At 65.2% G+C, this 25799-nt stretch carries 16 protein-coding genes; 1 reads left to right on the top strand and 15 read right to left on the bottom strand.

Features of this window, described 5'->3' with window-relative positions:
* Window positions 1-130: 130 nt before the first annotated feature.
* The 11 genes from PMI20_RS14635 to PMI20_RS14585 form a co-directional block, all read right to left on the bottom strand.
* Complete coding sequence (locus PMI20_RS14635; protein WP_007922769.1) at window positions 131-1984, bottom strand: polyurethane esterase; 1854 nt, start codon at window positions 1982-1984, stop codon at window positions 131-133.
* A gap of 106 nt (window positions 1985-2090) precedes the next feature.
* Complete coding sequence (locus PMI20_RS14630; protein ID WP_007922770.1) at window positions 2091-3791, bottom strand: polyurethane esterase; 1701 nt, start codon at window positions 3789-3791, stop codon at window positions 2091-2093.
* Window positions 3792-3828: 37 nt separating this feature from the next.
* Window positions 3829-6912, bottom strand: coding sequence for an autotransporter serine protease (locus PMI20_RS14625; RefSeq protein WP_007922771.1), 3084 nt, complete (start codon window positions 6910-6912; stop codon window positions 3829-3831).
* Between the two features lie 197 nt (window positions 6913-7109).
* Complete coding sequence (gene eprS / locus PMI20_RS14620) at window positions 7110-10097, bottom strand: autotransporter serine peptidase EprS (RefSeq protein ID WP_007922772.1); 2988 nt, start codon at window positions 10095-10097, stop codon at window positions 7110-7112.
* Between the two features lie 72 nt (window positions 10098-10169).
* Window positions 10170-11525 (bottom strand): TolC family outer membrane protein, encoded by a 1356-nt coding sequence (locus tag PMI20_RS14615; protein WP_007922774.1) that lies wholly within the window; start codon window positions 11523-11525, stop codon window positions 10170-10172.
* A gap of 2 nt (window positions 11526-11527) precedes the next feature.
* On the bottom strand, window positions 11528-12844 hold the full coding sequence (locus PMI20_RS14610) for an HlyD family type I secretion periplasmic adaptor subunit (protein WP_370686821.1): 1317 nt from the start codon (window positions 12842-12844) through the stop codon (window positions 11528-11530).
* A 14-nt stretch (window positions 12845-12858) separates the two neighbouring features.
* Window positions 12859-14670, bottom strand: a complete 1812-nt coding sequence (locus tag PMI20_RS14605) for a type I secretion system permease/ATPase (RefSeq protein WP_007922779.1) — start codon at window positions 14668-14670, stop codon at window positions 12859-12861.
* 240 nt (window positions 14671-14910) lie between these two features.
* A complete protein-coding gene (locus PMI20_RS14600; RefSeq protein WP_007922782.1) occupies window positions 14911-15294 on the bottom strand; it encodes an AprI/Inh family metalloprotease inhibitor in 384 nt (127 codons plus the stop codon).
* Between the two features lie 105 nt (window positions 15295-15399).
* Complete coding sequence (locus PMI20_RS14595; protein WP_007922785.1) at window positions 15400-16848, bottom strand: serralysin family metalloprotease; 1449 nt, start codon at window positions 16846-16848, stop codon at window positions 15400-15402.
* 296 nt (window positions 16849-17144) lie between these two features.
* A complete protein-coding gene (locus PMI20_RS14590) occupies window positions 17145-18248 on the bottom strand; it encodes a DmpA family aminopeptidase (protein WP_007922786.1) in 1104 nt (367 codons plus the stop codon).
* Window positions 18249-18257: 9 nt separating this feature from the next.
* A complete protein-coding gene (locus PMI20_RS14585; RefSeq protein WP_007922788.1) occupies window positions 18258-19622 on the bottom strand; it encodes an APC family permease in 1365 nt (454 codons plus the stop codon).
* Between the two features lie 231 nt (window positions 19623-19853).
* Between PMI20_RS14585 and PMI20_RS14580 the strand changes: the two genes are divergently transcribed.
* Window positions 19854-20657: a response regulator transcription factor gene (locus PMI20_RS14580; protein WP_007922792.1), complete on the top strand. Its 804-nt coding sequence runs from the start codon at window positions 19854-19856 to the stop codon at window positions 20655-20657.
* 56 nt (window positions 20658-20713) lie between these two features.
* Here the strand turns inward: PMI20_RS14580 and feaR are convergent, their stop codons facing one another.
* From feaR to PMI20_RS14560, 4 genes are all read right to left on the bottom strand, one after another.
* The gene (feaR, locus tag PMI20_RS14575) at window positions 20714-21652 is read right to left on the bottom strand and encodes a transcriptional regulator FeaR (protein WP_007922794.1); all 939 of its coding nucleotides are present in this window, start codon (window positions 21650-21652) and stop codon (window positions 20714-20716) included.
* 148 nt (window positions 21653-21800) lie between these two features.
* The gene (locus PMI20_RS14570) at window positions 21801-22322 is read right to left on the bottom strand and encodes a DUF3156 family protein (RefSeq protein ID WP_081502418.1); all 522 of its coding nucleotides are present in this window, start codon (window positions 22320-22322) and stop codon (window positions 21801-21803) included.
* Between the two features lie 37 nt (window positions 22323-22359).
* Window positions 22360-23889: an APC family permease gene (locus tag PMI20_RS14565; protein WP_007922802.1), complete on the bottom strand. Its 1530-nt coding sequence runs from the start codon at window positions 23887-23889 to the stop codon at window positions 22360-22362.
* Between the two features lie 216 nt (window positions 23890-24105).
* Window positions 24106-25593 carry an aldehyde dehydrogenase family protein gene (locus PMI20_RS14560; RefSeq protein WP_007923743.1) on the bottom strand — a complete coding sequence of 496 codons (1488 nt, stop codon included), beginning with the start codon at window positions 25591-25593 and terminating at the stop codon, window positions 24106-24108.
* Window positions 25594-25799: the final 206 nt, after the last annotated feature.

Raw genomic sequence — 25799 nt, 5'->3', positions numbered from 1 at the left:
ACTTCCAGGCTGGCGGGTCACCCTTTGGGCAAATACCCTTGGTTTTGGCGAAAAAAGTGCGGTCGAGGGACACACAAAGGCAAACCCGTGACCGCGCGAGGCAAAACTCGCCACCCCGCGCGGTCGGGCTTCAGGCGATGGTGATGCTCGCACCGTTGAGGCTGTCCAGGCTCACCCCTACCAGGGTCACCGAGTCGCCGCCAAAGGTCAGCAGGGTATCGTTGCCCACGGTGCTGGCGTGGGCGCGGAAGTCGTCGTTGGCGACCACGCCTGCGACGCCGAGGAACACCAGTTTGTCGCTGCTCTGGTAACCCAGCACCCGGTCCTGGCCGAAGTTGCCGCTGAACAGCAAGGTATTGCTGCCCCCGCCCGCCTGCAGCAGGTCGTTGCCCGCGCCGCCGACCAGCACATCGTTACCCTGGCCGCCAATCAGGTGGTCATCGCCGTCCAGGCCGAACAGCCAGTCGCCGCCGGCGTGGGCGGTCAGGGTATTGGCCGCGGCGTCGCCCTTCACCGAAGCGGCGTACTGGGTCAGGTTGCTCCCCGCCAGCAGGCCCTTGTCGGTGACGCTGTGGGTCACATCGTCCTTGAACAGGCCCCAGAGGAACCCCGGCTCCTTGCTGGTGATCGCGCCGATATCGCGGGTGATGCTGATGCCGCCATTGGCATCGCGCACATACAGGGTGCCGGCGCCGTCGTTGGCGAAACTGAAGTTCTTCACCGACTGCTGCAGGTCCAGGGTGTTGTGGCCCTGCCCGCCCAGCAGGATGTTGTAGCCGCCGGCATCGCGAAAGGTATCGTTGCCGGCGCGGCCTTCGAGGTAGTCGTTGCCCTGGCCGCCCTGGATCAGGTCGTTGCTGTCGGTGCCGATGATAAAGGTGCTGCCCTTGTGGGTTTCGGCATTGCGGTTGAGGTCCTGGACCCAGGTGGTGGCCCGCGCCGGGTCCGACAGGTTGGCGACGATGATGGTCGAGTCCTTGCTCGTCAGGTCGTAGAACTTCGACTCGAGGATCCGTGTCATGCCGTCGCCGTAGCCGGTGGGCAGGTGCGACAGCCAGGTCGGGATATTCAGGATGGAGAACGGCAGCAGGTTCCAGGCCGCCGAGGCGTAATGGTCGTTGAAACTGACGATGTTGTTGGTCGCCGACTCCTGCGCCGTGTCGTGCACGCCGAGGGATGCCAGGTTGAACGAAGAGCCGTCGAGGGCGCGGAACACCGGATCGTTTTCGTAGCCGATATTCAGCACCTTGTCCCCCGCGCTCTGGGTCGGCGAGGCGTAGGCGACGTAGCTGGCATCCTGGTAGAACCCCGACCAGTGATCGCCACTCAGGTCCGCCAGGCTGTTGACCGCCAGGCCGCCGAGGCTATGGCCGCTGACCAGGATGTCTTTGCCCGTCAGGCCATTGGCCTGGGCGAAGGCCGCGACATCGGCGAGCAGTTTGCCGAAGGCTTCGCCGGCGTAGTTTTTCGCGTAGTCCCTGGGCCCGAACGCCGCCAGCAGGTCGTTGATCACATCGCCGATGGAGTCGCCGATCACCGATTCACGGGGACCGCTGGTGCCGCGAAAGGCAATGCCGATGGAGGTCAGGTGGCCCTGATCGTCGTACTTGCCGAGCACTTCCGCCTGGGCGGTGGTGTAGCCGGCCTTTTCCCCGTAGTAGGTGCCCCTGAAGTCGGTCTTGCCGTCGTAGCCCAGCTGGGAAGCGCCGATCGGTGTCCAGCCGGCCTTTTGCACCGCCTCCAGCGCGGCCTTCTCCGAGTCGGGGTTCCAGGGCAGCCCGGGAATCACCCCTTGCGAGTCGCTGCTGCCGATCAGCCCCGTCACCAGGGTCGCCGGCAGGCCGAGGCCGAAGCCGTACTGCTGATAGCCGGCGGAAAAACCGTTGTCGAGGTTGTGGTAGGAATACAGCGTGATCGCCAGCGCATCGGAAAACAGCGCCTTTGAGTCTTCTGTGCCGAGGTTTTTGTAGTCATACACACCCATGGTATTGCCTCTCTTTGTTGTTGAACTTTATTCGAGATAGCTCACGCGAACGGGACGCCCTCAACAGACGCCCCGCCCTTAGTGCAATGCCTTTTGCCGCTCTTATCTAGGCGAAGACGATCCCCCCTGCGGCGAGACTGTCCGGCGCGACCCCGACCAGCGTCACGGCGTAGTCGCCGACGCTGAGCAAGGTGTCCTGGCCGTTCTGGAACAGGTGCTGCGTGTAGTCGTAGCCCTGCCCCGCGCCCGCCACGCCCATGAACACCAGCTTGTCGCTGCCCTGGTAGCCATGGATCGCGTCGAAGCCGAAGGCGCCGCTGAACAGGAAGGTGTTGGCCCCGCCGCCGCTGGAGTACATGACATCGTTGCCGGCGCCGCCGACAAAGGTCACGTCGCTCTTGTCGCTGCGCAGCACATCGTCGCCGCCGTGACCGAACAGCCAGTCGCCGTCGACGCTGGCCACCAGCGCATTGCCGTAGGCGTCGCCATTGAGCGAATGGTTGTAGTGAGTCAACTGGTTGCCGGCCAGCAGGCCCTGGTCGGTCACGCTGTGGGTCACCTCCTTGCTGAACAGGCCCCAGGCGAAACCCGGCTCCTTGCTCACCAGCGCGCCGATATCGCGGGTCATGCTGATGCCGTCATAGGCATCGCGCACGTACAGGGTGCCGTCACCATCGTTGACCACGCTGAACTTGCCCAGCGACTGCTGCAGGTCGAAGACGTTATGCCCCTTGCCACCCAGCAGGATGTTGTAGCCGCCTGCGTCGCGGAAGGTGTCGTTGCCGTCGCGGCCCTCGATGAAGTCGTTGCCGCGTCCGCCCTTGAGCAGGTCGCTGCCGTCGGTGCCGAAGATAAAGGTGCTGCCCTTGTGCGGTTCGGCGTTGCGGTTGAGGTCCTCGACCCAGGTCTTGCCCCGATTGGCCTCGGACAAGGTAGAGACGATCAGGGTCGAGTCCTTGCTGGTCAGGTCGTAGAACGCCGAATCCACCACCCGGTTCAAGCCATCGGCGTAACCTGCGGAACCGTGGGCCTTCCACGACAGCGGGTTGAGGATGCTCTGCGGCAGCAGGTTCTCCAGGGTCGACGCGTAGTGCTCGTTGAAGTTGACGATGTTGTTGGTCGCCGACGCCTGGAACTGGTCATGGCTGCCCAGGGACGACGCGTTGAAGGTGGTACCGTCGAGCACCCTGAACACCGGATCGTTTTCGTAGCCGATGTTCAGCACCTTGTCCCCCGGGCTCTGGGTCGGCGAGGCGAACGCCACATAGCGGGCGTCAGCGTAGAAACCGCCCCAGTGCTCGCCGCTCAGCTCGGCCAGGCTGTTGACCCCCAGGCCGCCCAGGCTGTGGCCGCTGACCAGTACATCCTGGCCGCTCAGGCCCTGGGCCTTGGCGAACTCGGCGACGCTGGCGAACAGCTTGTCGAAGGCATTCTTGCTGTAGTTCGCCGCATAACCCACCGGCCCGACCGCCGCCAGCAGGTTGTTCTTGATGTCGCCCAGGGTATCGCTCAAGCCCAGGCCGCCGGTGCCGCGAAAGGCGATGCCGATCGACAGCAACTTGCCAGCCTCGTCGTAACGCCCCAGCACCTCCACTTCGGCGCTGGTAAAGCCTGGCTGCTCGCCGAAGAAGGTGCCCTGGGGCCCGACCTTGCCCTGGTACCCCAGCCGCTCGGCACCAATCGCCGTCCAGCCCGACGCCAACGGCTGCCCGGTGGGCGTGTAGGCGTAGAGCGTCAACGCCAGGGCATCGCTGTACAGCGCCTTGCCCGCCTCGCCCTTGAAACTCCGGTAATCGAATACACCCATGTTGTGTCTCACTCTTATGGTCATTGGCCCGCAGGCCTCAGAACTGCCAGTCCAGGGTCAGGCCGACCCCGTGACTCTTGTCCCGAGAACCCAGCAGGCCGTTGTAGTCCAGGTTTACCCGGGTATCGCGCCCCAGCAACAGGCCGGCGCGAGCCCCGACCACAGCGGCGTTACGATCCAGCGCAACGCTCTGTATGTTGAACGAACCACCATTGGCAAAAGCCAGGTGCTGGTCCGAATGGGTGTCGCTCAGGTTGTGCTGCCAGCCGAGGGTGCCGGCCAGTTCCAGCTGCCGGGCATCGGACAGGGCGAAGCGTTTGCTGGCCCGCAGGCCGAGGGTCGAGAGCACCGCGTCGCGGTTGTCATCGCCACTGCGCAGGGCGGTGGCCCCGCCTTTTTCGCGGAAGCTGTCGCTGCCCACATGCACGTAAGCCAGGTTGACGAAGGGCTCCAGAGCCACACCTGGCAGCGCCACTTGCCACGCTGCTTCGGTGAACAGTTGGGCGGTCTGGGCGTCGCGCTTGACCTTCTGCCGGTCCGAGAACTCGCCGTATTGCAGGTCACGCTTCACATCGATGCGATGCCAGCTGTAGGAACCACCGACGCTCAGGCGCACGGCATCCAGCTGATGACCCAGGTAGGCACCCAGGTGATAGCTGTCCACCGAGGCCGAGGAATGGGTGCCGTCGCCCATGCTCAGGGAACTGTCGCTGTAGCCGGTGAACAGGCCAAGACGGGTGTCCTCGGCGATCAAGCCATCGACCCCGGCGAGCAGACCGCCGATCGAGGTGGTGTAGTCGGCATGGTCATAACCGCCATCGGCCTTGCCCCAGGCCCCCAGCACCTTGAACCACACATTGTTGTCGCTGGCCGCGGGCGCCGACGAATCGAGCAGGCCGTCCTGACGCAGACGGTCGCCCACCGCATCGCGCAGCTGGCGACTGTCGTTGATCAGCAGCGTGCCGATGGCTGGATGGATCTCCCCGGTCAGTTGCTGGAAGGCTTGTTGCGCGCTGGCGGCGTTCTCCGACAGCAGCAGGCTTTCGTACACCGGATTGCTCGCCCCCAGTCGCTCGGCGGCAGCCGCCACGGAACGCTGGTTCGGGGTCAGGCCGACGTCGCTGAAGGACGTGGCGTTACGCGCGACCTGCAACTGCACGCCGGTGGCGGTGTAATCGAGGTTGCCACCGAGGAACAGGTAGTTCGGCGCGATCGAAGCGAAACGACCGTCGATGCCACCGGCCGCCTGCAGGATGTTGTATTGCCGGCCGAGCAGGCTTTGCGCCTCGCGGGCACTGAGCAGGGTCGGGCTGTTCTCCAGGGCCAGGGTCACATTGGCCCCTTCGACGGTGGCCTTGCCGCCAGCGACTATCTGGTCGCTGCTGGTGGGCGACAGCTCCACCGCGTAGGTCGAGCCCGGTTGCAGGGTCACGTCGCCCGCCACCTGCAAGGTGCCGATCGAGTTGCCCGGCGCCACGGTACCGCCACGGTTGGCGGTCAGCGCGGCGATGCGCCCGTTGCCGCCGAGAATGCCGCTGTCATTGACCGTCACCGCCGAGGCCAGCGAACCGTTGATTGCCAGGCGTCCCTGATTGACCAGGGTCGGGCCGCTGTAGCTGTTGTTGCCGGTCAGCACCAGGGTGCCGATACCCTGCTTGGTCAGGCCGCCGTGTCCGGAAATGTCGTTGCGCCAGACATCCAGGCCGCAAGACAGGCCAGTGCACAGGCGTTCGGTGGGTTTGCCGGCATCCACCACGGCGCCGATGCCGGGCAGGTCGACCACGAACTGGCCGGAGCCGTAGGCGCCTTCGACCCGGAACTCCTGGGGGATGTCCGCTTCGGTGACGAACATGCCCGGGCCGTCGATGCCCTTTTGCAGGTTGATCATGCCCCAGCCGTACAGCGCGTCGATGCCCGGATCGCCCATGTCGGTGGCGGTGGTCCTGAGCACCGTGGCGATCTGCGAAGCGCTCATGTACGGAAAGCGCTCCATCAGCACCGCCGCCGCGCCCGCCACATGGGGCGCGGCCATCGAGGTGCCGCTCTTGTTGGCGTAGCCGATGGTCATGTCGTCCAGGTTGGTGCCGCCGATCACCGCGCTGTAGATCCGCGTACCCGGCGCCGAGACGCAGAAGCTCGCGGTATAGCCGCAGCGCGAGGAGAAGGTGCTGAGGGTGTAGGGATTGGGGCTGGCGGTGTCCGGGTTCTTCTGCAAGGCCGCCACCGTCATCCAGTTCGGCGCGATTTCCGGCACGAAATAGGCCAGGCCGGCGATGGCGTCCGGGTTGTTCAGGTTGTAGTCGTTGCCGGCGGCGAAGATGGTCAGCACACCACCGCGGGCCGCGTCGATCGCCCCGCTGTAGGCGCCGCCCTGGCGGGTGCCCAGCAGCGGCTGGATCTGATCGAACTGCAACTGCGCGTCCTGCACGGTGAAATGCGGGAAGGCCGGGTCGCGACCGCCCTGGTCGAAGCGGTCGGTGATGCCGATGCCCCAGCTGTTGTTGATGATCCGCGCGCCGCTGTTCACCAGGGCATCCCAGCCGGCCCGGTAGACCGCGCCGTCGTTGCCGAGAATGATCCCGTCCTCGGGGCCCGGGTCGCCGTTTTCGGCGCTGATGATCTGCGCGTCGAAGGCCACGCCATGCATCGGCCCGCCGTCGCGGCTGCCCGCGGCGATCCCGCCGACATGGGTGCCATGGGAGCCGAGCTTGCCGTCGGAGCCCACCGAGGGCGTGCCGTCATAACGGAAGGCATCGCCGGCTTTGACCGGAATGTAAGGGTCGGTGTATTCGCGGATGCCGCTGGTGACCAGGGTGATCACCTTGTTGCTGCCGCTGAATTCCGGGTGCTGGGCATACACCGGCTGGTCGAAGATCCCCAGCTTGACGCCCTTGCCGGTATAACCGGCGGCATAGGCCTGCTCAGCATGGATCGCCCCCAGGCCCCATTCGGCGTTGAACTCGGCACTGCGCCAACTGCCGGGATCGCCTGGCTGGCCGCTTTCGACATAAGGCGCGGCCTGGGCGTTACCCGCCACGGCCAGGCCACAGATCAAAGCGCCGCAGGAGGCGCGCACCAGGCTGTTGGCCGCCGGAGCAGCCCCCGTAAATCTGTATTTCATCGGTACCTTCCTTAGTTGCCTTGCTAGAAATAGTTGCCTTACTGGAAATAGTCGCCTTGCTAGAGGAAACGCCGCGCCAGACCCGGCGCGGGTGGTTTTACCGAACAGCCGGCCCGCCAACGACGAGCCGTGCTGTACCGATAGCGGCTGCCGTGTCGACGCGACCTTGCGTCGACACGGCGCTGTCAAAAGCCGGGTCAGAACTGCCAGTTCAGGCTCAGCCCCGCCCCGTGGTTCTTCTCACGGCTGGCCAGCTGGCCGTTGTAATCCAGGCTCAGGCGCAGGTCCCGGCTCAGCGCCAGGCTGGCATGGGCGCCGACCAGCGCGGCATTGCGCGGCAGCGAGGTGCTTTCGACGCTGAACGGCGTACCGCCGGAAGCAAAGGCCAGGTGTTCCTCGGCCCGGGTATTGCTCAGGTTGTGCTGCCAGCCCAGGGAGCCGGAAAGGTCCAGGCGGGTTTGCCCGGACAGCTCGAGGCTTTTCAGGGCGCGCAGGCCGAGGGTACTGAGTGCGGCTTTGCGACTGTCGCTGCCGCCTTTCAACGCCGCGGCGTCGCCCTTCTCGCTGAAGCTGTCGCGGTGCAGGTGCACGTAGGCCAGGTTGGCGAACGGTTCCAGGGCCAGCGCCGGCAGGTCGAGGCGATAAGCCGCCTCGCCGAAGACCTGGCTGGTGCGGGCATCGACCTTGGCTTTCTGCTTGCCGCTGACTTCGCCGAACTGCAGGTCGCGCTTGACGTCGGCGCGATGCCAGCTGTGCGCCGCGCCCGCGCTCAGGCGCCAGGCGCCCAGCTCGTGGCCGAGGTAGGTGCCCAGGTGATAGCTGTCCACCGAGGCCTTGGAATGGGTGCCGCCGCCCATGCTCAGGGAGCTGTCGCTATAGCCGGCGAAGGCGCCCAGGCGCGTGCTGTCGCTGAGCGCGCCATCGGCTCCCAGCAGCAACCCGCCGATGGACGTGTTGTAGCCCTCGGTGTCGTGGCTGCCGTCGTTCTTGCCCCAGGCGCCCAGCACCTTGAGCCAGAGGTTGCCCTCGCTCTGCACCACCGCGCCCGGGACCTGCAGACGCTCGCCGACCGCATCGCGCAGCTGCCGGCTGTCGTTGAGCAGCATCGAACCCAACGCCGGGTAGATTTCCCCGGACAGCTGCTGGAACGCCTGTTGCGCCACACCGGCGCTCGGCGAGCGCAGCAGGCTTTCATACACCGGGTTGCCCGCCCCCAGCTGCTCGGCGGCGGCCGCCACCGAGCGCTGGTTCGGGGTCAGGCCGACACTGGCGAACGAGGTGGCGTTACGCCCGATGCTCAGCTGCACGCTGCTGGCCGAATAATCGAGGCTGCCGCCGAGGAACAGGTAGTTCGGCTCCACCGAGCCGAAGCGCCCGTCGATGCCGTTCGCCGCCTGGAGGATCTGGTACTGGCTGCCGATCAGGCTTTGCGTCTGTTGCAGGCTGAGCAACTGCGGGCTGTTTTCCAGGGCCAGGGTGACCCCAGCGCCGTTGAGGGTGGCCTTGCCGCCAGCGACGATGCGGTCGCTGCTGGTGGGCGACAGCTCCACCGCATAGGTCGAGCCCGGCTGGAAGGTCACGTCCCCCGCCACCTGCAAGGTGCCGATGGAGTTGCCCGGCGCTACGGTGGCGCCGCTGTTGGCCAGCAGCGCGCCGATCCGTCCGGAACCGCCGAGGGTGCCGCCATCATTGACCGTGACACTGGAGGCCAGCGAGCCATTGACTGTCAGCAAGCCGCCGTTGACCGTGGTCGCGCCGCGATAGCTGTTGTTGCCGCTGAGCACCAGCCAGCCGGCGCCGGACTTGATCAGGCTGCCCTCGTACACCCGCTGCGCGGCGGCCGCGTCGCGGGCCATGCCGACGGCGTAGTCGGTCTTGTCCTGCTGGCTGGCGCCGGCGCCGAGGCCGTTTTCCCAGCCCTTGTCCTTCAGGGTCTGTTGCCAGGCCGCGTGTTCGGCGGCGTCCTCGCCCTGGCGCTGCAACAGCGCCTTGTCCGAGATGTCGTTGCTCCAGACATCGCCCTGCCCGGCACCCAGGTTGGCGTCGAACGATCCCAGCAACTGCCCGGGACCGTGCATGGCCCGCTCCAGGTTGGGCACGCCCCAGCCGACCAGGCTGGTGGGCGCCTCGGTGATCGAGCCGTCCAACTGGGTGGCGGTGGTCAGCAGCACCTCCAGGGCCTGCTGGTTATTCATGTAGGGATAACGCTCCATCACCAGGGCCAGCGCGCCCGTGGCATGGGGCGCGGCCATCGAGGTGCCGGACTTGGTGGCGTAACCGCCGCCGGGCACGGTGCTGGAGATCAGCCGCCCGGGCGCGGCCACGCACCAGTACTTGGCGATGCCGCACTGGTTGTAGCGCTGCTGGTTGTTCGCATCCAGGCCAGACACCGCCAGCCAGTGGCCTTCCAGCTCCGGCTGGAAGTACGGCAGCGCCGCGCGCACGCTGGCGTTGGCGTAACCGCTGTTACCGGCGCTGAACACGTTGATCACGCCCTGGCGCGAGATATCGGCCGCCGCGTCCAGCCAGGTGCCCTGGCCATAGTGCTGGGCATAGGCGGCGTGCAGGTCGCCCAGGGTCTGGTAGCTGACACCCGGCGGCTGGCTGCCCCAGCTGTTGTTGATGGCGCGCACCCCGGCATCCGCCAGGGCGCCGTACACCGCCTTGAAGTACTGCGGGTCCGGGGTCGGGCCGAACAGGAAGCTGTCGTTCTTGTTGGTGTTGCCCACGTAGACCTGGGCATTGAAGGCCACGCCGTGCATGCCAACGCCGTCGCGGGCCGCGCCCATGGTGCCGGTGACATGGGTGCCATGGCTGTCGTTGTTGCCGTTGAGCACCCCGGAGACGCTGAACGGCGTGCCATCGACATAGGTGCCGGTGGCGGTGACCCCGTGGAAGCGCTCGGGCGAGGCTTCGCCATGGCTGGCGTCGAAGCCCGAGTCGAGGGCACCGATCTTCACCCCGCTGCCGGTGATGCCGGCGGCATAGGCGGAGCTGGCGCGCATGCGCTCCAGGCCCCAGTCCTGGGTGTATTCGGCCGATTGCCAGCTGGCCGGCACCCCCAACTGGCCGGTTTCCTGGTACTGCGCCTGGGCCATACCGGGCAGTGCTACCGCCGACAGCGTGGAGCAAGCGAGCAACGAGCGGCGACTCAGCGCCTTGAGCTGATAAAAGCGTCTATCCATGTGATGACTTCTCGTTTTTTGTTTTTGTCGAAAATGTCAGGTCGGGCCGCCCGCGGCCGCCTTTTTGTCAGTTCATGAGCCGGGCCTGAAGGCTTCGTCGACCCGGGCCAGGTCGTCTTCACGCAGGGTGCCTGCGTAGTAGTGCAACTTGGTCCAGGCCATCAAATAGTCGTAACGGGCCTGCGCCAGGTCGCGGCGCGTGGTGTACAGCTGCTGTTCGGCGTTCAGCGCGTCGAGGTTGACCCGTTCACCGCCAAGGATGCTCTGCTTGGTCGAGATCACCAGGGCCTCGGCCGAGGTCAGCGCCTTCTGATAAGCCCGCAGCTTGCTGACCCCGGACAGGCAGGCGCTGAACTGGCGCCGCAGTTCGATCAGGGTGGTGCGGGTCTGCGAATCCAGTTCGTACTCGGCCTGTTCCATGGTCCGGCTGGCCTGGCGGGTGGCCGCCGAGACCCCGCCACCGGCGTACAGCGGCATGCTGATTTCGATGCCGATGGTGTTGGTGTCGTAGCGCTGGTTGTAGGTGTTGCCGCTTTCCGACTCGACCCGGCGCGAGGTGGCATAGGCGCTGAGCCGCGGCAGATGGCCGGCGCGGTTGCGCTCGATCTCGTAACGCGCCACTTCCACGGCCTGGCGCTGGGAGGCCAGGTTCGGGTTGTTGCTGATCGCCAGCTCATGCCAGGCGTCGTAGTTGGCCGGCGACAGGGTGAAGGACTCGAAACGCTCGCGCAGTGGGTCGAGGTCGCGGATGTCCACGGTCGGCACGCCGATCAACGCGCCCAGCTCGCGCAGCGCCGCGTCCTGCTCGTCGCGGGCCTCGATCTCTTCGGCGGTGGCCAGCTCGTAGCGCGACTCCGCTTCGAGGATGTCGGTGCGGGTGCCCTCGCCCTGGCGAAACATGTGCTCGTTCTGCTGGAACTGCTGCTCGAAGGCCTTCTTCTTGGCCTGGGCGATCTCGATCTGGTCCTGGGCGAACAGCGCCTGGGTGTAGTAGGTCAGCACCCGCACCAGCAGCTCCTGGCTCTTGCCACGAAAGTTCTCGTCGGCGAACAACGCCTGGGCCACGCCCTTGCGGTAGGAGGCATAGGCCTCGTAGTCGATCAGTGGCTGTTGCAGGGTGAAGGTGGAGCCGTAGCTGTCGTAGTTGCGGTCATCGTGGCTGGTGCCGCCGCGGCCGTCGGGCACGGTGGCCTGGGAGTTGTTGCGGCCCTTGTTGTAGCTGTAGTTGAGTTTCGGCAGCAGCCCGGCGCGGCCAATGATGCGGTTCTCCAGGCCGGCATCGCGCTCCTTGATCGCGCCGAGGAACACCGGGTCGTTGCGCAAGGCCTGTTCATAGACCTGGAACGGCCCCATGGCCTGGGCGTGGGTGCATACCAGTAAAGCGACTGTGGCTCCGAAGATGGAAAACTGACTCATGCGACGGAACATCCTTATTCCTCGGTCAATGCGGAACCCGCCCGGTCGAGCAGGGGTTTGAACAGGTAGTTGAGCAGCGAGCGCTCGCCGGTACGGACGAACATCTCCGCCGGCATGCCCGGCTTGATCACCAGGCCGTGGAGTTTTTCCATGGCCTGGTCGCTGACGCTGCTGCGCAGCACGTAGTACGGCACGCCGGTCTTTTCATCGACCATCTGGTCGGCGGAGATCAGGCTGACCTCGCCGGACACCCGCGGCGTGCGGCTCTGGTTGAAGGCGGTGAACAGGATGTCCACCGGCAGGTGGCTGCCGACCTTGTCGATCAGGTTCACCGGCAGGTGCCCTTCCACTTCCAGGCGCGTGCCCTGGGGCACGATCTCCAGCAGGTTTTCCCCGGGGCGGACCACGGCGCCCTCGGTGTGTACCCCGAGGTTGACCGCGATGCCGTCGGCCGGGGCGAGGATTTCGCTGTGCTGCAAATCGAAACCGGCCGAGGTCAGTTGCTGTTCCAGGGTCAGGCTTTTCAGCTGGGCTTCGGCCAACTGGCTGCGCACTTCCTTCTGGTACTCCTCGCCGTGCTGCTGCAACTTGAGCCGCGACTCGAGAATGCCCTGCTCCACCCGCCCGCTTTCGCCGGTGTTCTGCGCCAGTTCCTGCTGCACCTGGGACAGCTGGCGCTGGTACTCCATCAGGCGGTTGCGCGGGATGTAGCCGTTGTCCGCCAGGGGCTGCAGGTTGGCCAGCTGCTGGCGCAGGGACTCGGCCTGGTTGTTGAGGTCGGTACGCGCGCGGCGCATCCCGGCCAGTTGCGCGGTGGCGCCTTCGATATTGGCGCGGATCCCCGCCTGCTCGCGGGCGAAGGCTTCGCGCCGGCTGCTGAACAGTTGCCGCTGGCCTTCCAGCACCAGGGCCAGGCGTGGATCGGGATCGGCGCTCAGGGCCTCGGGGAAATTCACCTGCTTGAGGTTGTCGCGTTCGCTCTGCCAGCGCGCCAGGCTGGCCCAGGCCATGCGGTACTGCGCTTGCAGCGACTGCACGTCGGCTTCGACTTGGGTCTGGTCCAGGCGGAACAGCGGCTGGCCCTGCTTCACCGCCTCGCCTTCACGCACCAGGATCCGGCTGACCACCCCGCCGCTCATGGATTGCACGGCCTTGCGCTTGCCCGAGACCACCACCGTGCCTTGCACCGGGATGCCCTGGTCCAGCGGCGCCAGGGCCGCCCAGAGAAAAAAGCTGCCGGCGCCGGCCAGTGCCAGGACCCAGCCCATGCGCGCGAAAAACCGCGCATCGCGCTCGGGACGCTCCGGCGCGTAACCTTGTTCGATCATCATTTCGCTGTCCTTGCTCATGCGCCTGGGTTCCGTGTCGGGGCCTGATACTGGCGGCTCATGCTCAAGCCGCCCGGGGCCGTCGGGGCCGAGGTTTTTTCTCGCTGCTGCTGTTCCTGGTTTTGCGCCTGGTTTTGGTGTTGTGCCTGGGCACCACTGGACAGCGCCTTGAGCACTTCCTGGCTCGGGCCGAAGGCCTGCAGGCGCCCTTCGTTGAGCACCAGCAGCTTGTCGGCCTGGGCCAGCGCCGAGGAGCGATGGGTGACCAGGATCACGCTGGTGCCCTGGGCCTTCATCTGCGCGATGGCCGACGCCAGGGCGCTTTCGCCCACGGTGTCGAGGTTGGAGTTCGGCTCGTCGAGCACCACCAGGCGCGGCTGGCCATACAGCGCCCGGGCCAGGGCCACGCGCTGCTTCTGGCCGCCGGACAGGCCGCTGCCGTCATCGCCCAGCAGGGTGTCGTAGCCCTGGGGCAGGCGCAGGATCAGTTCGTGCACGCCGGCCTGTTGCGCGGCCTGCACCACCTGCTGCGGGTCGGCTTCCTGAAAGCGCGCGATGTTCTCGGCGATGCTCCCGGAAAACAGCTCGATGTCCTGGGGCAGATAACCGATGTGAGGCCCCAGTTCGTTGCGGTTCCAGCGATGGATATCGGCGCCGTCCAGACGCACCGTGCCGGCCAGGGTCGGCCATACGCCCACCAGCACCCGGGCCAGGGTGGATTTGCCGGAGCCGGAAGCGCCGAGCACCCCCAGCACCTCCCCCGCCCCGAGGTTGAAACTGACCTGCTGCAAGGTCGCCATGCGCTTGCCCGGCGGGCCGGCGCTGACCTGCTCGAAGCTCACCTGGCCCTTGGGCGCCGGCAGCGACATCGCCGTGTCGCTCGGCGGGAAGGCCTGCAGCAGCGAGTCCAGGCGCTGGTAGGCCAGCTTGGCGGAACTCCACTGCTTCCAGACGGCGATCAACTGGTCGATCGGACTCAGCACCCGGCCCATCAGGATCGAGCCGGCGATCATCATCCCGGCGGTCATGTCGCCCTTGATCACCAGCAAGGCCCCCAGGCCCAGCACCAGCGATTGCAGGCACAGGCGCAGGGTCTTGCTCAGCGAGCTGATGACCGCACCAGTGTCGCTGGCCTGGTTCTGCAGGCCGAGAAAACGCGAATGCACCTCGAACCAGCGCTTGCGCAGCGCGCCGAGCATGCCCATGGCCTGGATGGTCTCGGCATTGTGCAGGTGGCTGGTGGCCAGTTGCGTGGATTTCTGCGAATAACCGCTGGCCTCGCCCAGAGGCTTCTTGGTCATGGCCTCGTTGAGGTACGCCAGGGCGATCAGCAATACCGCGCCCGCGGTGGCGAACACCCCCAGCCAGGTATTGAACAGGAAGATCACGAACAGGTAGACGGGGAACCAGGGCGCGTCGAAGAACGCGAACAGCGCAGGACCGGTGACGAACTGGCGGATATGGGTCAGGTCGCCCAGGGACTGCCCGGCGTGGCCTTCGCCGCGAAACAGGTTGCGCTCGAAGGCCGCCTGGTAGACCCGCAGGTTGAAACGCCGCTCCAGCTGGCTGCCGATGCGAATGACGATGAAGCTGCGCACCACCTCCAGCAGGCCGATGAATGCGAAGAACCCGACTACCATCAGCGACAGCATCGCCAGGGTGGTTTCGTTCTGCGAGGAAAGTACCCGGTCGTAGACCTGGAGCATGTAGATCGAGGGGACCAGCATCAGCACGTTGATCAGGGCGGTGAAACACCCGACGCTGATCAGAATGCCTTTGTAATCGCCCAGTGCCTTGAACAGCGGTGCAGTGGTCTTCGCCATCTTCATTGGTCTTTCCTGAGCTGTAATATCCCGTGCCAGGGGCGCAGGACAAATAAACCGCCCGTACTTGAGTCGGGACATTATTGGATTTATTGCGGCGGACAGGCGAAAGAACTCTACCGTCAGACGAAACGGAGTTCTAGTTATTTAGTTGTCTTTAATCGAACGAAGGACATCGCGTATATGGCACTGCCTTATACGCTTATCCATACAGATACATTTAAAGATGCATACAGCCGCGATTATTCAGGGCGTACGCTGCAATATAATGGTTATGCCTGATTTCAAAGTGCCTTGATATAAGCCTTCTTTCTGACGACTTAGAAAGATGATCTTCGAACCCTCTTTGCCGGTCACGGCAATACCGTCCGGCTCGGGAAACCAGCCGATGGCCGAATCGCCCAGCCAGGCGGAAAAACACTCGGCGCCAGCGCCCAGGGTGCCGTTCAGCTCGAGGTCCAGGGCACAGTGGTTGGCAGGTTGCGCCGGCTGCGACAGTTGCCAGTGCCCGGCCAGTTCCGCGGGGTCCGCCAATCTCAGGCTGCTTGCCATGCTTGTCTCTCCATAAAACATCATCAGCGTCGCGATCAGGTACGCGCCGGCCTTAGCGATCAAGGCAGTTCGAATCATAAGGGGTTAGCTCCGGGCCACAGCCTCAGGCAGTTCGCCTGTCAATGCAAGGTCAGAGGGCGGCGCCTGGGCGCCACCCTCCTTCTTTTACCTTACCGCAATGACTCAGGCGACGATGTCGGTGTAGGCCGCCTGGCCGACGGTGCTGACCAGGAAGTCCGCCACGCCGTGCCCGGAGAAGTCCACCGACAAGGTGCTGTTGCCAGCCGAGGTGCTGAGGATCGCGTCGCCGGCGTTACCGGTGAATGCGTTCACGAAGTGCAGCCCAGCGCCCTTGGTGATGCCGGTCAGATCGATCTTGTCCAGGCCGCTGACAAAATCCAGGATCTGGTCGGCCGCACCCGGAGCGGAGTCCGAGCTCGCGCCGAAGACGAAGGTGTCGGCACCCGCGCCGCCCCAGAGCTTGTCCGCACCGCCGGCGCCGTAGAGGATGTCGTTGCCGGCACCGCCCTTGAGCTCGTTGGCCACCTTGTTGCCGATCAGCAGGTCGCTGCCCGAACCGCCGATCGCATTCTCGACGGTGACGCCCTTGGCGATGGACACGTTGCCCACCAGGCCGCCAACGTCGGAGAACGAGGTCTCATTGAGGTTGATCTTCTGGTTTTGGGTAAAACCGGAGAAGTCCAGGGTGTCCTTGCCGCCCGCGTCCCATACCGAGAACACCAGCTTGTCCGCCGACGAGGTCGCGCTGAGGAAATCGCGACCGGTGTTGGAGTTGAAGCCGTAGGTGGTGTCGCCGGTACGGGTGGTGGTGTTGGCCCCGTAGAGCTTCTGGATCGCCGCGATATCGTCCATCAGCGGGCCGGACGAATAGGCTTCGACGCCAGCCTTGCTGAAGTTCTGGCTGGTATTGCTTTCGCTCCAGTAGCTCATGACGCTGTAACCGCGCGTGTCCTGTCCATAGACCGCGTCGTTATAGGTCGGGTTACCATTCCCGGCGTTGTAGTCGCCAGGGTGGGCCAGGCCCAGGGTGTGGCCGATCTCGTGGGTCAGCGTCTGCCGGCCGTAGTTGTTCAGATCGGGGGTCTTGTTCTGGGTGTAGCTGCTGTTGATCAGGTACCAGGACGTACCGTCGTAGCCAGCACCGGTGCCCGGCAGGTAAGCGAAGGCCGCCGCGCCGTCCTGGCCGCCGCTGTAGTTGCCGAAGGTCATGTGACCGTCACCACCGGAAGCCTTTTCGGTGAAGGTGACATTGGCCACATCGGCCCAGGATTGCATGGACAGCGCGGCCTGGGCTTTCTGCTGGGCGCTGAACTGGCTGAACCCGGAGATGCCATGCTTGTACATGGTGCTCGAGGAGGCCGAGGTGAGGAAGGTATAGGTCAGTTCGATCTTGCCGTTGCCGTTGAGATCCTGGTACGCGGCACCGTCGCGCAGCAGCTGGGTGGCTGCCTGATCGACCGAGTAGGAGGGTTTGCCATTGACCGTCAGATTGCCACCCCGGTCATACTGATGGCTGAAGCTATTGATCTGGTTGTAAGCCGAACTTGCCGCGGCCAAGGGCACGAGTTCTTGTTCGGCGGTCACAATAGCTTTCGCTTTAACTTTCGACATAAACACACTTCCTTGTAATCAATGGAACAGTTTTTGTCCGACAGCGACAATCCCTGGCGAGATCGTCCTATCACTCGCCCTATCCGGGCGTAAGCAACCTGACACAATTTGAAATCAGGCGTCCACTACTTTTTGACGCCTGATTTTCGCTGTTCCAGCAAACTCCCGAAAACAATGACTGGTGAGTCGAAATATTCTTTAAGCCTCAATACCCGCTGATAATTGTCGGACAATCTCGAATTTAAATATTAAATAACAGTACAGATAGTTTTGCCGACTACGTCGCAGTTTTTAGTTCATGCAAGTTTGTTCCATCCGGTTAGTTTCATCGCTTGCAGCAGGGTTTCCCCGGTCAGCGCCGGAACGCTCGCGCCACTGTCCGCGGTCATCGGCTCGCCCGCCAGCAAGGCATTGACAATGGCCTCCTCCACCGCTTCGGCGGCGGCGCTGAACAGGGCCGAGATGTAATCGTTGTTGAGCATCGCCAGGGGTGTGCTGAACGGCACGCCCTGGCGCCCGTAGGCGGAAGGCGGCAAGTCGCGGTTGCCGGTGGCGAAGGCCAGGAAGATATCGCCGCTGGAGTCCTCGGTGCCGCCGCCGGTGCGGGCGATGCCGATCGACGCGCGCTGCGCCAGGCGCTGGCACTGGTGCGGCAGCAAGGGCGCGTCGGTGGCCAGGATCACCACGATCGAACCCATGCCCGGCGTACCGCGCCGGGCGAAAGGCGACGGGATGCCGCTCAGTTGCCGCCCCACCGGGTAGCCATCGACCCGCAACTCCTCGCGCTTGCCGTGGTTGGCCTGCACCAGCGCGCCGACCGTGTAGCCGCCCTGCTCCCCCGGCACCCGGCGCGAAGCCGTGCCGATCCCGCCCTTGAATTCATGGCAGATCATGCCGGTGCCGCCGCCCACCGCGCCCTCGCGCACCGGCCCGGACTCGGCATTGGCCAGCGCCTCGCGGACCTGCTGCGGGCCGACATGCTGGCCCCAGATATCGTTGAGCAGGCCGTCATAGGTCTCCATCACCACCGGCATGCACCAGTATTCCGCGGGGTCCGCCAGGCTGGCGTGCTCCTCGGCGATCAGTGCGTCGCGCACCACGCCGACGCTGTGGGTGTTGGTGATGGCCAGCGGCGTGGTCAGCAGGCCCGCTTCGCGGATCCACTCCAGGCCGGTGGCATCGCCGTTGCCGTTGAGCACATGGCAGCCGGCGAAACAGGGTTGCAGCCGGGCAAAGCCCTCGCGGGGCTGGATCAGGGTCACCCCGGTACGTACCTGCTTGCCGTCGACCGTGGTCCTGAGGGTGCTGTGGCCCACCCGTACCCCCGGAACGTCGGTGATGGCATTGAAGGGGCCGGGAGTACCCAGGCCCAGGCTGATCCCCAATTGACGTGCGCGCATGACTTCTCCTTAGAGTTTCTGGAACGCCGGGCTGAACCGGCCGTTGGTGCCATACAGGATCACCGACAGCGCCAGCAGACCGATGATCACCATGATGTCCCTGAGCGAAGCGTCCAGGAACAGATTGAACAACAGATACCCGGCGCCGATCACTGCCAGCAGCGCCGGCAACGGCCACAGCGGCATGCGGTACGGGTGGGCGCGGTCGCGCAGCAGCACCCGGCTCATCAGTGCGCTGAGGGCGACGATCAGGTACACCAGCATGATCAGCAGCACGCTGAACGAGGTCAGGTCGGCCAGGTTCGAGCTGAAACTGAGCACCGCCGAGGGAATGGCCAGGAACAGCGTGGCCAGCCACGGCGAGTCCCAGCGCGGATGAATCCGCGTGAACAGGCGGTTGATGCCCGGCGTCCACAAGGCATCGCGGCCGCTGGAGAACACCACCCGACCGATCTGGATCACGATGGCGACGATGGCGTTGAACACCGAGAGGAAGATCCCGGCGCTGACCACCCGCGACAGGGTTTCGTTGCCGTGGCTGGTGAGCAGGTAGCCGATGGGGTCGGGACTTTCGAGCATGGCGCTGAGGGACGGCGCGCCAATCAATAGCGCGGTCAACGGCACCAGTTCGATGATCACCACCAGCACCAGCGACCAGAGCACCGCCTTGTGCACGCCCTGCCCCTTGCATTTCATGTCTTCGGCCAGCAGCACCGCCGGGCCGTAACCGTTGTAGGAAAACAGGCCGATGCCGACCGCGCCGATCACCAGGGCCCAGGGCGCCATGTGTAATACGCCGTTTTCGACGATCTGCGGTTGCAGCAGGATGCTCGCCGGCTGCGAGGCATTGCCAAAGCCCAGGAACACGATCACCAGCAACGCGGCAATTTCCAGCAGCAGACAGGTGCCGGTGATCCAGGCATTCAACTTGATGTTGAGGATGCCCAGCGCATAGCTGCAGATCACGATCACCAGGGCCACGGTCTGCGAATCGAAGCGCGTGCCCAGGGCATTGTTCAGGTAAGTCGCCGCGCCGGTGGCCAGCACCGGCGGGATGAACAGCAACATCACCAGCACCGTGAGAAAGGTCGCGTACCCGGCCATGCCGCCGAACACCCGCTTGGCGTACACATACTCGCCGCCGGCGCTGTTGTGGGCGCGGCCCAGCTCGGCGTAGCAGAAGGCGAACATCAGCGCCAGCAGCCCCGCCATGACAAAGGCCAGGAACACCCCGCTGCCGGCCTGGTGAATAGCGAACGGCGCGATAACGAAGACCGAACTGGCCGGGGTCACGCCCGACACGGTAATGGCCACCACATCGAACACACTCAGCGTGGGTTTCAGGGCGCCTTGCGGCGCGCAGGGAGAGCTCATGTCGTTATCCTCGTGGTTATTTTTGGTTTGAGGCAGAAACGAAGAACGTCAGGTGGATGCGCTCTGGGGCGCACTTGATGGAGGCCACTTTAGGCAGCCGGGGGTACAGGGCCAATTCCCCTATTGGAGTACTCCCCCTTGACGTCGCCGGGCAAATCGCCGAAACCTTGCTGCCACCTGGCGAGAAAGCAACCCGCCAGACCACAGCGGCATCGACGCGGAGCCACCTATTTGATCACTCTGTTCAGGGAAATCGGCATGCATGCCGGACTCGGGCGCACCCTCTCGCAGATCGGCGGCGAGCGCTTCTGGAAACAACTGGTGCTGTTGCTGCACCAGGCCTTGCCGTTCGATAACGCCCTGGCGATCTTCTACCCGCGCAACGGCCTGCCCATCGCCCTAGAGGAATACGACGCCGAGCCCTCGGACAAGCCGGCGTCGATGCTCACCTACCTCAATGGCCTGTACCTGCTCGACCCGTTTTTCCAGGCCTGCCGCGAGGGTTATCCCAACGGCCTGTACCGCCTGGAGGAAGTGGCGCCGGACCATTTCCGCCAGACCGAGTATTTCTCCAGCTACTTCCACGACAACGTGCTGGAGGACGAACTGCAGTTCATCCTGCAGATCCCGGAGGCCGGCACCCTGTCCCTGTCGCTGGGCATGCAGCGACCGTTCAGCGCCGAGGAGATCGGCCAGCTCACCACCTTCTCGGCCTGGGTCCTGCCGTTGATGCAGCAGCATTGGCAGCAAAGCAACCAGCGCCCGCAGCCACCCGCCGGGGAAGAAATGGCCAGCCAGATCCGCGATGCCCTGAGCCATTTCGGCTGTGGCGTGCTGTCGGATCGGGAAGTGGAAATCGCCCGGCTGATCCTGCGTGGGTTCTCCTCCAAGGCCATGGCCGAGCGGCTGAAGATCTCGCCGGACACCATCAAGGTGCACCGGCGCCATCTCTACGCCAAGCTGGATATCTCCTCACAGCCGGAGCTGTTCTCGCTGTTTATCCAGTCCCTGGGGCACGACCTGGAAAACCCTTGAACCCGGTCCTTGCGCCGCGCGGTGCCGGCACCGCGCCATCGCGAGCAAGCTCGCGCCTAAACGTTCAGCGAACGGGCGCGGTAATCCCGCGGCGATTGCTCGAAATGCTTCTTGAAGGTACGGCTGAAGTGCGCCGAGTCGGTGAACCCCCACTTGAAGGCAATGTCGGTGATCGACGCGTGGCGCAGGCGCGGGTTGCTCAGGTCCGCCGCGCTGCGGTCGAGGCGCGCGCGCTGGATGAAACGGCAGACGCTGTCGCCCTGCTCTTCGAACAGCCGGTACAGCTGGCGCACCGAGATATTCATCTGGCTGGCCAGTGACACCGGGGTCAGGCTGGGCTCGGTGAGGGATTGGTTGATCAACTGCCGGGCCTGGCTGCGCAGGCAACCGCCGTGCTGGCTGTCGTAGCCGTCGAGATGGGCGCTGGGCGTCTGGCGCAGGGTCGGGCCGAGCAAGGCGATCAGCGCTTCCTGCAACGCCTGGCCTTCCTGCGGGTCGGCGCAACCTTGCAATGGCTCGCCGCAGATCTGTTCCACCAGCAGGCGCATCAAGCGGCCACTGGCGCACTGCTGCGAGAGCTTGCCGAACTTGCGCTGCTGCGCCGGCAGATGGCGATACACCTCGTCGCGGGACAGGTGCAGGGAGGCATGTTCGATCAGCCCGTGGGGGACGATTTCGCAGGCCCCGGCGGAATCCAGCAAGGCCATTTCCCCCGGTGCCAGTTCGATGCGCTCGCCGCCCTGGCTGATCTGGGCATGGCCGCTGCGCTGCATGATCAGGAAACAGTGCCGGTCGTCTTCATGATCGACGCTGGTGCCTTTGCGCGAGATCAGTCCGGCATTGGTGCGGATCTGCGCCACCTCGAGGCCGGCGTAGTCGCGCAAGCCGACTTCGCCGATGAACAACGCCGAGTTCAACGCCTGGCGGGCGTCGAAGCGACCGCAAACCCCCTGTAATGCGCCGATCCAGGAACCGAAACTTTGCGAAGCAAGCACTGTGCACCTCCAGAAGCCGGCTGAGACCGCCTTTGTTGTTATGGCGATATCATTAACATGTTATCTATTTGCCGGGCAAGGAAGCGCGGCGCAATGGATAGTCCGTTATAGCCTAAGCACGGGTTGTGCCAGCGCGGGTGGGAATAGTTCAGTGATCGCGCAGCAGTGAATCCAGGCGCTTGAATGTTGCCAGCAAGGCGCCGCGTTGCTCGGCGCTCAGGCGGATATAACGGCGGAAGCCGGGCAGCCGGTTGACCACCTCGCTGGCGCCGAAATGCTCCAGGCGCACCCGCCAGCCCTGCTCGTCGCGCTGCAATTGCAGGCGCTTGAAGTCCAGCGGCAGCAACGCCGCCAGTAGCTGCGGGTCGCTGTGCAACTGCTGCAACAGCCCCGCCCACTCATCCTGCGCGCCCTGCTTCAGGCCGGCGGCGACGCCCTGGCGGCGGATCGCGCCGGTATGGCGAATGTCGATCTGTGCCTGCGGCCCCGGCGAACCGGGAACCCGCAGGCGAAACTCGCAGACCACCAGGTGCATCAGGAACTGCGCCTGTGGCAGTTCCTCGACCTCGAAGTCCAAACCCTCCTCGGCCCAGGTGAACCGCGCCAGCCCGGGCGCCTGCGGCGCCCAGTCGAGCCCCGGCAGGTCGCGACGCAACTGGTTCAGGGTCACCCCCGGGCGATAGCCCGAGGGTGGCTGCCGCCAGAACTCAGAGAGGTTTTGCCGCCAGCTTGTACTGCTCATCGGGCTTGGCTCCAGGCAGGGTCTGCGCTTGGGTTTCAGTGGGGGATTGCAGGTTGAAGGCGTTTTCCAGCACCTCCTCCACCGGCACCGGGCGGAACGGGTTGACCTTCTGCACGAAGACCGTCCAGACCAGCGCATAGATCGCCGTCAGGCCGAGCATGCTGCCAAAGGGCACGTAGATGTCCCGCGGGTTCATGCCCGGCGGCGTGATGAACCACATGCCCAGGAGGATGCCGATGGACGAGACGATCTGCGGCAGCGGGAACCAGGGCGACTTGTAGGCCCGCGGCAGGTCCGGGCGCCGGATGCGCAGCAACACCACCGCCAGGGTCACCAGCAGGTAGGCGGTGCTCCAGGCACAGACCGCGGCCAGCACCAGGTGCATGATGTTGTCGGTGCTGCCGCCCAACCACCAGGCGTGCAGGCATGGGATCAATACCGCCACGGCGATGCACAGCAGCGGCGTCTTGAAGCGCGGGTGCAGGTAGGTGAAGGCCTTGGGCAGCGCGCCGTCCAGCGCCATGCCGTAGAGAATGCGCGGCAATCCGGCCATCAGCGTGTTGATGGTCGCCGCCCCGGCGAACAGCAGGCCGACGCCCAGCCAGATCCGCCCGTAGGGCCCCATCACCTGCTCGGCGAACTGCGGGATGGCCATAGGCGTGTCCAGCAGGTGCACGCTGCCGTCTTCGTTCAGCGCGATGTTCGCCACCTGGCGCTTCATCGCCGCGCCATAGATGAACATGCAGGTGGCCACCCCCACCAGGCCCAGGGCCATGGCCCGGGGAATGGTTTTCGCCGCCTTGCGCACCTCCGGCGTCAGCGGGGTGACAAACTCGCACCCGACGAACATGAACATGGCCATGCCCACCAGCGAGAGGATGGTGGTCAGGTCGGTGCCGACCATCGACTCGCCGAACCAGCCGCTCAGTTCCACCGCCGGCGCCTTGAACACCCCGACCACGCCGAAGATGATCAGGGTGGTCCACATGCCGAAAGTCAGGATCACCTCGGCGCGGCTGAACGCGGTGATGCCCACGGCGTTCAGCAGTCCGAAGAAGATCACCAGCCCGACACCCACCAGCCAGGCGCTGCCGCTCTGCTCCAGCAGGGTGTTGAGGGACTCGAAGTTCACCAGGGCCATGACGCCGCTGAGGATGGTTTCCGCCGTGCCGGCGAACACATGCACGATCAGGTAGGCGGAGATGGTCCCGGTGATCGCGAAGAAGCGCCCCAGGCCGCAGGCCAGGTAGTCGTACACCGAGCCGGTGGTGGGGATCATGCAGGCCGCTTCGGCGAAGGTCGTCGATTGCGCGAGCATCATCAGCATGGCGATCAGCATGGCCGCGGCGAACGCCCCGCCGCCGATGCCGAAGCCGGTGGTGGCGGTGAGGATCACCGGGCTGGCCATGATCAGGCCGACGGCGCTGGCCAGGGCCGTGGGAAAGCCGACCACGCCCTGGTTCAAGTGGCGGGTGAGTCTGTCGTTGAAAGACATGGTGCTGGACCTCGAAAGCATGGGTGATGTTGTTGTTCTAGGCATTTCAAGGGCACGCCGGGCGGGCGTGTTTTACCTGGCTGTCTGCGCAGCCTGGCCGGTTGCATCCGACTGTAGCCGCTGCCGCAGGCTGCGATAAGGCCGAAGGCCTTCGGCGATCTTGAGATCTTGCGCACCCTGCGGGCGCGATCGCAGCCTGCGGCAGCGGCTACGGGATCAGAACGCGATGCACACCGACTTGTTCTCGGTATACGCCTCTATCGCCGCGTGGCCCATCTCGCGGCCGATGCCCGATTGCTTGTAGCCGCCAAACGGCATCGACGGGTCGAGCATATTGTGGGTGTTGACCCAGACCGTACCGGCCTTGATCCGCGGGATCAGGTCCATGACCTTCGCCAGGTCGTTGGACCAGATACTCGCCCCCAGCCCGTACTGATTGTCGTTGGCCAGCGCCACCACCTCGTCGATCTCGTCGAAAGGCGTGGCCACCACCACCGGGCCGAAGATTTCCTCGCGCACCACCTGCATGCCTGCGTGCACGTCGGCCAATACCGTCGGGCGCACATAGAAGCCCTGCTCGCCATAGGCGACCCCGCCGCACAGCACCCGGGCGCCGTCGGCCACGCCCTGGCCGATCATGTCCAGCACGCGCTTCTGCTGCTTGGCGGAAATCAGCGGGTTGATCTGCGCCTGTTCGTCGAGCCCGGGGCCGATGCTCAGGGAGCCGGCGATGGCCGACAAACGCTCCAGCACCTGGTCGAAGATCGCCCGCTGGATATACAGCCGCGAACCGGCGGTACAGACCTGGCCCTGGTTGAAGAAGATCGCCCCGGCGGCACCGGCGGCCGCGGCCTGGGGGTCGCAGTCATCGAGTACGATCACCGGCGACTTGCCGCCCAGTTCCAGGGAAAACCGGGTCATGTTGTCCACCGCCGCATGGCCGATGACCTTGCCGATCTGGGTCGAGCCGGTAAAGGCCAGCTTGTCGATGCCTTTGTGCGCGGCCAGGGCCGCGCCGGCCTGGGCACCGCTGCCGGTGACCACGTTGACCACCCCCGGGGCAATCCCGGCGTCCAGGCACAACTGGCCCAGGCGCAAGGCGGTCAGCGGGGTTTCATCGGCCGGCTTGAGCACCACGGTGCAGCCGCAGGCCAGGGCCGGGACGATTTTCCAGATGGCCATCAACAAAGGGAAATTCCACGGCACGATGGCGCCGACCACGCCCACCGGCTCCGGAACCGTGTAGGCACGGTACCGCGCGCCCGGGACGGCGGCGATGGACAGGTCCAGGCTCTTGCCTTCGATCTTGGTCGCCCAGCCCGCCATGTAGCGGGTGAACTCGGCGGCGGCGCCGACTTCCAGGGCCCGGGCCAGGTGGATCGACTGGCCGTTGTTGAGGGTTTCCAGCTGCGCCAGCTCCTCGCCATGGGCTTCCAAGAGGTCCGCAAGCTTCAGCAGCAGGCGCTCGCGATCCGCCGGGCGCTGCGCCGCCCAGGGGCCCTCGAAGGCTCGCCGCGCGGCGGCCACGGCCAGGTCGATATCGGCGTCGGCACCGGCGGCAACGCGGGTCAGTTCTTCGCCGGTGGCCGGGTTGAACACCGGCATCTGCGCACCGGACAAGGCCGGCTGGCTGCGCCCGTCGATCAACAGGCCGTGCTGGCTGTCGATAAAGGCGGCGACACGTGGGTCGATGGCAATACTCATGGGCAATCCTCGCTAGTTGGCCTCATGGATCGAACTCTGAGACCAATGCCGGCCAGCGTCTTGATCCTGGCTGCCGCGAAACTTGCCACTGGCTGCCAGGGAACCGCGACACACGCTTTTTCCGCCGCTGGCGCGTCTATCCAGATAAACCGCGGACTCAGCATTTGCGGTTGCTTCGCAACCGTTCGCAGCCTCACGGGCTCGGC

The sequence above is a fragment of the Pseudomonas sp. GM17 genome, assembly GCF_000282175.2.
Classification (GTDB): domain Bacteria; phylum Pseudomonadota; class Gammaproteobacteria; order Pseudomonadales; family Pseudomonadaceae; genus Aquipseudomonas; species Aquipseudomonas chlororaphis.
Note: the sequence above shows the minus strand (reverse complement) of the source record. Positions and strands in the feature narration are given on the sequence as shown.